Below are 9,519 nucleotides of genomic sequence, written 5' to 3' on the forward strand. Positions count from 1 at the left end.
GCGCGCCCTGCGGCCCCAATCCGAGACCAGATCATGAACGCTCCCACCGCCTTCCCCGACCCCGCAAAGCCCGTTCCGCCCTATAAGCACACCCCGCTCTTCCCGCTGGGCAAGGACGAGACGCCCTACAAGAAGATCACGGCTGAGGGTGTCAGGGTCGAGAAGGTCCTGGGGAAGGACATGCTGGTGGTGTCGCGCGAGGCGCTGCGGGCGCTGTCGGAGGCGGCCTTTGGCGACATCAATCATTATCTGCGCCCCGGCCATCTGAAGCAGCTCCGCGCAATCCTGGAGGACGGCGAGGCGAGCCCCAACGACAAGTTCGTCGCGCTCGACTTCCTGAAGAACGCCAACATCGCGGCCGGCGGCGTGCTGCCGATGTGCCAGGACACCGGCACCGCGATCATCATGGGCAAGAAGGGCTGTAACGTCATCACCGATGGTGACGACGAGGCGGCGCTGTCGGAAGGCGCGCGCGACGCTTACCTGCGCCGCAATCTGCGCTACTCGCAGGTCGCGCCCTTGTCGATGTACGAGGAGAAGAACACCGCCAACAACATGCCGGCGCAGTGCGAGATCTACGCCGAGGGCGACGACGCCTACAAGTTCATGTTCATGGCGAAGGGCGGCGGCTCCGCCAATAAAAGCTTCCTGTTCCAGGCCACGCCCTCGGTGCTGACCAAGGACCGCCTGCTCGCCTTCCTCAAGGAGAAGATCCTGACGCTGGGCACCGCGGCGTGCCCGCCCTATCACCTCGCCATCGTGATCGGCGGCACCTCGGCCGAGCTGTGCATGAAGACGGTGAAGCTCGCCTCCGCCCGCTATCTCGACGCGCTGCCGACCCACGGCTCGCCCGACGGCAACGCCTTCCGCGACGTCGAGATGGAGCAGGAAATCCACAAGATGACGCAGTCGCTCGGCGTCGGCGCGCAGTTCGGTGGAAAGTATTTCTGCCACGACGTGCGCGTTATCCGCATGCCGCGCCACGGCGCCTCGCTGCCGATCGGGCTCGGCGTGTCGTGCTCGGCCGACCGCCAGGTGCTCGGCAAGATCACCAAAGATGGCGTCTATCTCGAAGAGCTTGAGCACAACCCCGCGCAATATCTGCCGCAGGTCGAGCAGTCGCTCGGCGGCGAGGTCGTCAAGATCGACCTCAACCAGCCGATGAAGGACATCCTGGCGACGTTCTCGAAGTACCCGACCAAGACGCGGGTCTCGATGACCGGCACTATGATCGTCGCGCGCGATAGCGCGCATGCCAAGCTGCGCGAGCGCCTCGAGAGAGGCGAGCCGCTGCCGGACTATTTCAAGAACCATCCGGTCTACTACGCCGGTCCCGCCAAGACGCCCGAGGGCTACGCCTCCGGCGCGTTCGGCCCGACCACCGCGGGCCGCATGGATTCCTTCGTCGACCAGTTCCAGGCCGCCGGCGGCTCGATGGTGATGGTGGCCAAGGGCAACCGGGCGCCTGCCGTGCGCGAGGCCTGCAAGAAGTATGGCGGCTTCTATCTCGGCTCGATCGGCGGTGCGGCTGCGAACCTCGCCGAGCACTGCATCAAGAAGGTCGAGGTGCTCGAATATCCCGAGCTCGGCATGGAAGCGATCTGGCGCATCGAAGTCGTCGACTTCCCGGCGTTCATCATCATCGACGACAAGGGGAACGACTTCTTCAAGGAATTGAATCTGGGCTAGCGCTCCGCGCAGTTGAACGGCGGTCCGCTGCTGATGGTGCGCTTTAGCGCGGCACCAGATACTGCGTCGGCGCGCCGTTTTCGGGCCCATCGAACATTACGAGCACGCGCCATGGCTCGCCGCTGATGTCGCTGAGCACCAGCAGGGTCTCTGCCTTGGCGGTGCTGTCGGCGACGTTGAGCGTGTGGATCGTTCCAAGCTTGCCGCTGCTGGTATTGTAGAAGACGACGGCGGGCGCAATCTGCTGTTCGTTGACCGGCCCGGTCAGGAGAAGCAAGCCGCCTGACACGGCGGCGATGTCCCTGATACCGGTCGTTGTACCAAGCGGCAGCGGAGGGTCGATGAGCTTGGCCTTGAGCGGCAGGTTCTCGGTGAAGACGGCCTTTGCGTCGACCGTGAGAATATAAGCATTGCCGTCTTTGGAAGGACCACGGAAACCAAGATACATTAGGTCCGCCTTGACCGCGATGCCTTCGATGTTGGCGCCGTTGTCGCCGAGGGGCTTGTCGTAATCCGCGGGCAGTGCGTCCTTGATTGCACCGCGCAGGCGCGTCACAGATGCTTCGACGCCGATCACCTCGTCCGCGGAGATCGGGAAGGGTGGCTCTCCAGTGAGCTTGTCGACGGGAAAGCGAAAGAGGTGATAGCTCGTCGGATTGCTGTCGTCGGGATGATAACGTTTGCGGCCGTGCGATCCGACCACGTAGAAATAACCGTCATCGTAAGCGGCGCCCTCGGCATCCGGATCGCCGCTGGCCTGATCGCTCATCGTCGTTGACGACGAGGCAGGATTTGAGGGGCGGGGATGTGGTCGCGCACGCCGCTCCACTGATGTTGGTGCGGGCATCCGCGCTCTTCTTGAACGGCTCGCTCAGTTGCCACGCCGGTGACTGCGGCTCGAGCACATCGGCACTCGCCGGCGCTGCTCCAGCAAGCGCGGCCACGGCGGAGGTCAGGAACAGGTGGATGCGATTGCGAGCGGGGAGGGAGACCATGCAAATTCCCCTTCTGCTGCAAGTGTGTTGAGATCAATAAAAATCTTTAGTTGTATGCTGTATCCTGCTCGTGAAGCCGGCTGTGGTCAACGACCTGAGCGCCTTGGCCCCGTGGCCAATGACCGCAGCCCGTTAGCTGCAATTCGTAACCTGGTTCGAGCACAGCGAGCGCCACCAGCCGCGGACGCCGTCCTGGCTCTCGACGAGGCCCCAGAGCCCGCTACAGGCAAAGATGCGCTTCGGGCCGCCGTCGGTGTCGATTGGGCCGCCGAGCTCGCGCTGGGCAGGCATCCATTTCGCATCGACGAACGGCGCCTGGAAAACTCCGCCCATGCGCGTCGCGCCATTGGCGTAGGACGCGCCGACCTTGTTGGACGCGACCCAGCCGCGCCCCGCATAGGGTTTTGGCGCGCTGCGCGGATATCTCTTCTCGTCCTCGTAATCCTTGCCGGGCGGCTTCGCGCCTTCAATCAGGAACCAGCCGTCCTTGAAGCCGATGATGCGGAATTCGGTGAGCCAGCCGCCGTCGGGCGTGTTCTCGGCGCCGCCAAGCTTCAGCCGGTAGGGCGGCGGCAGCGTGCCGAGCACGCGCGCTTTCGCCGAGGGCTCGGCGCGCACGTTGAGGCCATCAGGATCCTTGTCGATGGACCAGGCGCCGAGATCACACGGCTCGGTCCCATCGGGCAGCGTTGCGCGCCTGGCGGCGAGATCGGCGTGGAGCTTTGCGAAGTCAGTGTCGTCGTTATCAGGATCCGGCGCGCTGCGCGGCTTCAATTCGGCCGAGACCGCGCGCGTCGCATCCGGCGTCAGCGTGACGACGAGGGCCTGGCGTGCAGCGAACACGCTTGCCGGTGTCTTCGGATCATTCGACGAGGCCGGATAGACGGCGAGGGTGCCGGTCGAGCCTTCGGTCCGATAGGCCGTGCCGGTGACATAGCCCGCCGGCACCATGGCGAGCGCGCTTGCGCGCCACGCCGGTTCGGTGTCATCCGCGCGCGCCGCTTGCGTCGCGACACACAGGATCGTTGCCGCGATGAGACGGAGCACGCGCATGGTTCGCAACGTGCCTACGCGCGCGCGCCCGTGAACGGAAAGCTGCCCATCGGGCCGATGCCCATCTCGCCGCTCATGCTGTCGCCAGAGACCGTTCCGATGAACTCGAGCGTCAACGGCATCGGATTGGTGATCGAGACTTTCCAGTTGACGGCGTCGCCGCTGATGGTGCCGTCGAAGATCTCGGCCGAATTGCCGTCGGCGCCCTGCGTTCCGGTCAGTGTGCCGCCGGAGTTCAGCAAGGTCAGCGTGGCCTTGCGCTCGCCCATGGGCGTCGTCATGGTCAGAGTCCAGTTGCCGTCCACGGCCATTCGTGTCTCCCAACTTTTTCCCGGCACCTCGCGACAATCCGCAAGGTGAGCCAGGGACGCCTATAGCCTAACTCGGGGGACGTGCCTAACGCTCTCTTTGACGCGCCCTTAAGCGCGGGCTGCGCGAATACGGCTGCCGATGAGCAGGCGGAAGGCCACGTACTGGATCGCGAACGCAACGATCTTCGCGCCGATCAGGACCACCGAAATATAGAAGGCCCACAGCTTCATGTCGCCGGTCATGGCAACCGCAACGGTCCCCGCGGCGAGCGCAAACATCAGCGCGGCCCAGGCGTAGCCCGCGACGGTAACGTATTCCGGAATGGTCTCGGTCACGATCGCCGGCAGATAACGCAGCATCCAGCCGCGCTTGAGCATGATGATGCCGATCGCGACATGCCCGATCGCGGGCTTCGCCAGCACGAAGCGCGGATCGTGGGTGAGCAGCGTTGCGCCACCGAGCACGATGACGAGGCCGAGGCTCGCCCAGGTCATGTAGCCCAGCGTCTGGCCCTTGACCCGCGACCAGACCACCTGGCCGATGGCGCCAAGGATCGCGACTGCGGTCGCGAGGATGACGTTGTCGGTCACGAGATAGATTACCAGGAAGACGATGGTGGAGAGGAAATCAGAGACGAGCCGGCGGAATACGTCTTTCATCGTCTGTCCTGTCTTCAATGGGGGTGGGGCAGCGCGGCGGCGGGCGCAGCATATTTGATCTGGCGATACTCGGGATACCATTTTGTGAAGTAGATCGCGCTGTTGCGGGCGGCGAAGGCGACCGCAAGGCCCGACCAGAGCGGCAGGCCGGGGACGTAGAGCAGCGCGATGTTGGCGGCCATCATCAACAGCGCGGCGGTGGTCCAGGCGCCGGTGATGACGTAGTTGGCGGTGAGGAAGCCGGGCATCGCCGCCGTCTCGGCCGGGACCGTTTCAACCGCATATTGCAGCGTGAACGGGTGGCGGACCAGCATCGAGCCGAGCGAGATGACGAAGATGCCGATGTCGACCGACAGCTTGACTCCCAGCGTGCTGAGCTTCGGGTCGATCAGCGCGAGGTAGAGGCCGATTGCGGCGAATACGATCGCCGAGCCCGTCGCTAGGATCTTCACGGAGCGGCCGCGCGCGACATCGACCGTGATGGTGGCGAGGCAGATCGCAGACGCGGCAAACACGCTGATCGTGGCCGACGTCACCAGCATCAGGAAAGTGTAGGCGCCGTAGGGCGCGAGGATCAGGAAAATCGCCATGAGCCGCCTCGGTCTGGCTAATCTTTACGATGTAAAGATCAATAATTCAGGAGCGATGCTGGGTCAAGCGAAATCTTTACAGTGTCAAAATAACGTAGGTGACTTCCAAAAAGTGAAGGGCAGCAATGGCTTGGTCGGACGCCTCGTCGGCGAATTCCGCCCAGGGCAGGCGCGACAGGATCGGCAGCGCGGCGGCGAGCAGGAGGCCGACCGAGAGCAAGATGCCGCCGTTGAAGATGACATGGCCGCTCCGTCGCAGCCGGATCATCCGGAGTGCGAGCGCTGCGCAGGCCAGGGCGAGGACGGCAAGGCAATCTGCGGTGATCGAGGGCATATGCATGCGAGGCCTCTTTGGTGACATCCGCGATGTCATTCCGGGGCTCGCGACGTCGTCGCGCCCCGGAATGACAAGAGTTACTGCGCGCCCACCCAATTGCCGTGAAAGCCGTCGGGCACGCGGTGGCCGAGCTGCACCAGCGCAACGGGGCCGGCTTCGACATCGGTGGCGTTGAACACCGCGAGGTCGCTGCGGTTCTCCCGCGCGCGCCAGACCACCGCCAACAGCCAGCCGTCGCCTTCCGTGGCATCCGTCGCGCGCTCGACGAACACCGGCTCGGAGATGGTATCGCCGGCCGGCAGCAGATAATGACCGAGCCGTCTGCCGTTGCCGTCGACATGGACGATGCCCGACAGCGCGCCGAACATCGGCAGCCGCGGATTGGCGCAGGCGTACCAGCCGTGATGGCTTTTCAATCCGGCGCGGCGGTCGTCGATGCGGGGGAATTCGCCGGTGAGATCGTCGAGATAGGTCTGCTGGAAGCGGTCGGTCTTCCCCGAGAGATCGAACGTCCAGCGGCAATGGCGCGCGCGTGATTTCTCCGGATCCGTCGGCCGGCCATCGGGATGCGGAAACAGCGGCGCTTCCTCGAACTGCATGACGTCGGCGATGATGCGGTTGCCGTCCTCCCACGCGTTCATGATGTGGAAGACGTAGCAGGCTTCGCCGCGAAACCAGACGATGTCCTTCGCCGTGCCGTTGCGCTTCATCACGCCGACATAGGCGCCCTTGTCCGGCTCCCAGGCATAAGGCGGCCGTCCGCTCATCGCGCGCTCCATGCTGCCGGTGATCGGCAGGATCGGAAACAGCGCATGGTTCTCGGTGACGATGAAGTCGTGCACCATGCTGGCATAGGGCGCCTCGAAACGTTCGAAGCGCGTCGCCTTGCCGGAGGCGTCGATCGATCCGTAGGAGAGGGCAGGCGTCAGCGGACCCGCGGCGTTGTAGCCGAAGAACACGAGCTCGCCGGTGACCGGGTCGACCTTCGGATGCGCCGTGAAGCTGCCGGCGACACGACCCTGATAATCGTGATAGCCGCGCGTCGCCAGCGTGCCCGGCTCGATCTCGGTCGGCAGATGCGCTTCTTCCAGCGCCAAAAGCTTGCCGGCATGAAAGATGATGTTGGTGTTGGCGACGCCGCCGTCGGTGAGGTTTTGTGGCGCATCCGGCAGCTTGCGGCCGAAGCCGCCGAACAGCGCGCGGCCGGCATCGTGCTCGGCCAGCCATTTCGGCGTGCGGACCCAGCGGTTGCGATAGCTGGCGCGGCCGTTCTCGAGGTGGAAAGCATGCAGCATGCCGTCGCCGACGAACCAGTGCGCACCGGGCGCATCGAACTGCGGATTGGGACCGTTGCGATAGAGCACGCCATTCAGATCGCGCGGCAATTCCCCGACGATTTTGAGGAATGGCGCATCGGCTTCGAATGGAATCGGACCGAGGTTATGGCGGCGCTCGGTGACGGCGTCGTGCTGCACGGCGTATCCCTCCTTATCTTTACATCGTAAAGATCGAATAATGCCGATCACCGCATTCGTCAAGTGAAATCTTTACACTGTCAATATTGCGTCATATAGCTTGCAAATGGCCAAAAGCGACACCAACAGCGAAACAGCGCGCAAGCCGCGTACCCCGAGCAAGACATCGTCGGCCGCGAGCGCGCAGGCGCGTTCCACACGCCGTCCGGCAGTAGCGAAGACGGAGACGCCGTATCATCACGGCGCCCTGCGCGAGGCGCTGCTCCAGGCCGCCGAACGGGTGCTGGAGCGCGACGGGCTCTCCGGCCTGACCTTGCGCGCGGTGGCGCGGGAGGCGGGCGTCTCGCATGCCGCGCCGACCCATCATTTCGGCGATCTCACCGGCCTGCTCAGCGAGCTCGCGGCCGTCGGCTTCCGCCAGTTCAACGCGGCGATGGCCTCGTCCTGCGACGCCGCCACCACGCCGCTGGAGCGCGCGCTGGCGCGGCAGAAGGCCTATGTCGCCTATGCGCAGGCCCATCCCGGCATGTACGGCATCATGTTCCGCACCGAACGGCTCGATTATTCCAGACCCTCGCTGCACGAGGCGGCCGAAGCCTCCTTCGCCGGGCTCGCCAATGCCATCGGCATGATGCGTCAGGAGCAGATCAGCGAAGATTCGCTGACGCTGAACCAGGGTGCGGCGATCGCCCGCGCCTGGTCCATGGTGCACGGCTTCACCATGCTGCTGCTCGACGGACGGCTCGAAGACATTTTGGGGCGGCTGCCCGAGGGGACGACGGCCGAACAGTTGCTCGAGGCGATGCTGACGGCGCCCATCACGGCGAAGCTGCCGGCATAGCGCGTTCGGGCGGGCGCTGCCCTAGCGCATCGTCGCGAGTTCGACCGCACGTCCACGCGTGCCGACAATCTTCACCTCGTCCTTGCCGCAAGTGAAGCTGCGGGCGAAATCGTCCGCCGCCTTGCGAGCGAGCTCATTGGCGGTGGGGTTGGCGATGGCATCGACATAGGCGACGTGGCAGACCGACCCCGGCGGCAGCCGCGTCACGACGAGCATGGCCTTGGTGTTCGGCCGTCCCTGCTTGTCGGGATCGGTGCTATCGGCGATGTGCCAGCGCTGGATCATGGCAATCGGCTTCGTGCCCGCGCTACGCCATTCGACGGTGGCCTCCGACGAATTGAATGGCGCGAACCAGACCTTTGCCGCCGGTTCCTCCGCTGCGGCCTTGCGGTTGCGGCCGACCGAGACGATTTCGCGCAGATCATCCTCGGCGATCAGCACGATCAGGCCGTTTTTTCCCGGGCAGACCCGTGTGGTGCTGCCGTCGAGCTCGCTGGGCTTGCCGATCTGGCGGCAGTCTTTTGGCGCTGTGGAGGAATAGCTGCTGCCCATGGATTGGGCGGCGACGTGACCCGCGCTCAGGCAAGTCAGCAGCACGGTCAGACAAAGGAACGCGATACGCCTCATGACGACGCCTTGATACAGAGGGAACTTCCTCCATCAGACGTCTTCACTGTGGGCAAGGTTCAAACAGAGGCGGGATGTACCTGACAGCGGCGCGGAATCGTTCTAGAAGGGCGCCTTCCGCTGCGCTTACCGCGCTTCGTCCGCGACATCTCATTCGATCATGCCAGCCATCGCTTCCAGCAAATCCTACCGCGTCGGCCGTTCCAAGACCGGACTTGGCCTCTTCGCCACCATGCCGATCAAGAAGGGGACCCGGATCATCCGTTATTTCGGACCGATCCTGGACTCCAAAATTCCCGCGCATGACGAGATCGAGAACAAATACCTGTTCGAGCTCAACAACCGCTGGACCATCGACGGGTCGGTGCGCAAGAACCTCGCCCGCTACATCAACCATTCCTGCCGCCCCAACGCCGAGTCCGACGTCCGGCCGCGCGAGCGCAAGGTCTTCATCCGCGCCATCAAGAACATCGAGCCGGGCGACGAGATCAACTACGATTACGGCACCGACTACTTCAAAGCCTATCTCAAGCCGATCGGCTGCAAATGCCCTTCCTGCGAGGCCAAGCGCAAGAAGCTGCGCGCCGAGGCCCGCGCCGAACGCACCAAGGTGAAGGCGCGCACGGAAGCCAAGGCCAAGAAGGCGGGCGCGAAGGCCGGCAAGAAGAAGCTCAACGGCCATGCCGTTGGCAAGAAGAACGGTCGCGCGCGGGCTTAGCCATTAGCCGCGGTGTCATGCGCCGCGAAAGCGGGGCATCCAGTACGCCGCAGCCCATCCGCATCCGTCTACTGTCTCGGAATACTGGGTCGGCCCGGGGGGCCCGGGGGCGGCACCGACTGGCCTGGGCGCACCCCCGCGCCCCCATAACCCGCGTGCGGCATGCCACAAATTTAATGTCGGCAAACACCCCCGGCGCCCAGGCCGGCGCGGCCCCCCATCG

The 9,519-nt window shown here is 64.5% G+C and carries 11 protein-coding genes; 3 read left to right on the top strand and 8 right to left on the bottom strand.

The window, feature by feature from the left end; genetic code table 11:
- Positions 1-33 precede the first annotated feature (33 nt).
- Positions 34-1,689, top strand: a complete 1,656-nt coding sequence (locus AC0L3X_RS27885; protein ID WP_354131404.1) for a fumarate hydratase — start codon at positions 34-36, stop codon at positions 1,687-1,689.
- Between the two features lie 43 nt (positions 1,690-1,732).
- On the opposite strand, the gene AC0L3X_RS27890 is transcribed toward AC0L3X_RS27885, so the two are convergent.
- The 7 genes from AC0L3X_RS27890 to AC0L3X_RS27920 form a co-directional block, all read right to left on the bottom strand.
- Positions 1,733-2,458: a DUF3616 domain-containing protein gene (locus tag AC0L3X_RS27890; protein WP_354131405.1), complete on the bottom strand. Its 726-nt coding sequence runs from the start codon at positions 2,456-2,458 to the stop codon at positions 1,733-1,735.
- 358 nt (positions 2,459-2,816) lie between these two features.
- Positions 2,817-3,737 (bottom strand): SH3 domain-containing protein, encoded by a 921-nt coding sequence (locus AC0L3X_RS27895; RefSeq protein WP_354131406.1) that lies wholly within the window; start codon positions 3,735-3,737, stop codon positions 2,817-2,819.
- A 14-nt stretch (positions 3,738-3,751) separates the two neighbouring features.
- Positions 3,752-4,048 (bottom strand): hypothetical protein, encoded by a 297-nt coding sequence (locus tag AC0L3X_RS27900; RefSeq protein WP_071912259.1) that lies wholly within the window; start codon positions 4,046-4,048, stop codon positions 3,752-3,754.
- 108 nt (positions 4,049-4,156) lie between these two features.
- Positions 4,157-4,708: an inner membrane-spanning protein YciB gene (locus AC0L3X_RS27905; RefSeq protein WP_085404236.1), complete on the bottom strand. Its 552-nt coding sequence runs from the start codon at positions 4,706-4,708 to the stop codon at positions 4,157-4,159.
- A 14-nt stretch (positions 4,709-4,722) separates the two neighbouring features.
- Positions 4,723-5,298: a hypothetical protein gene (locus AC0L3X_RS27910; RefSeq protein WP_354131407.1), complete on the bottom strand. Its 576-nt coding sequence runs from the start codon at positions 5,296-5,298 to the stop codon at positions 4,723-4,725.
- A 76-nt stretch (positions 5,299-5,374) separates the two neighbouring features.
- Positions 5,375-5,638 carry a hypothetical protein gene (locus AC0L3X_RS27915; RefSeq protein ID WP_071912263.1) on the bottom strand — a complete coding sequence of 88 codons (264 nt, stop codon included), beginning with the start codon at positions 5,636-5,638 and terminating at the stop codon, positions 5,375-5,377.
- Positions 5,639-5,712: 74 nt separating this feature from the next.
- Complete coding sequence (locus AC0L3X_RS27920) at positions 5,713-7,110, bottom strand: carotenoid oxygenase family protein (protein ID WP_354131408.1); 1,398 nt, start codon at positions 7,108-7,110, stop codon at positions 5,713-5,715.
- Positions 7,111-7,216: 106 nt separating this feature from the next.
- Between AC0L3X_RS27920 and AC0L3X_RS27925 the strand changes: the two genes are divergently transcribed.
- Positions 7,217-7,951: a TetR/AcrR family transcriptional regulator gene (locus AC0L3X_RS27925; RefSeq protein ID WP_473317025.1), complete on the top strand. Its 735-nt coding sequence runs from the start codon at positions 7,217-7,219 to the stop codon at positions 7,949-7,951.
- A 21-nt stretch (positions 7,952-7,972) separates the two neighbouring features.
- On the opposite strand, the gene AC0L3X_RS27930 is transcribed toward AC0L3X_RS27925, so the two are convergent.
- Positions 7,973-8,578 carry a hypothetical protein gene (locus tag AC0L3X_RS27930; RefSeq protein ID WP_439035196.1) on the bottom strand — a complete coding sequence of 202 codons (606 nt, stop codon included), beginning with the start codon at positions 8,576-8,578 and terminating at the stop codon, positions 7,973-7,975.
- A gap of 160 nt (positions 8,579-8,738) precedes the next feature.
- On the opposite strand from AC0L3X_RS27930, the gene AC0L3X_RS27935 reads away from it, so the two are divergent.
- Positions 8,739-9,296 carry an SET domain-containing protein gene (locus AC0L3X_RS27935; RefSeq protein ID WP_354131410.1) on the top strand — a complete coding sequence of 186 codons (558 nt, stop codon included), beginning with the start codon at positions 8,739-8,741 and terminating at the stop codon, positions 9,294-9,296.
- Positions 9,297-9,519 lie beyond the last annotated feature (223 nt).

This window comes from Bradyrhizobium sp. MI1.7, assembly GCF_055811795.1.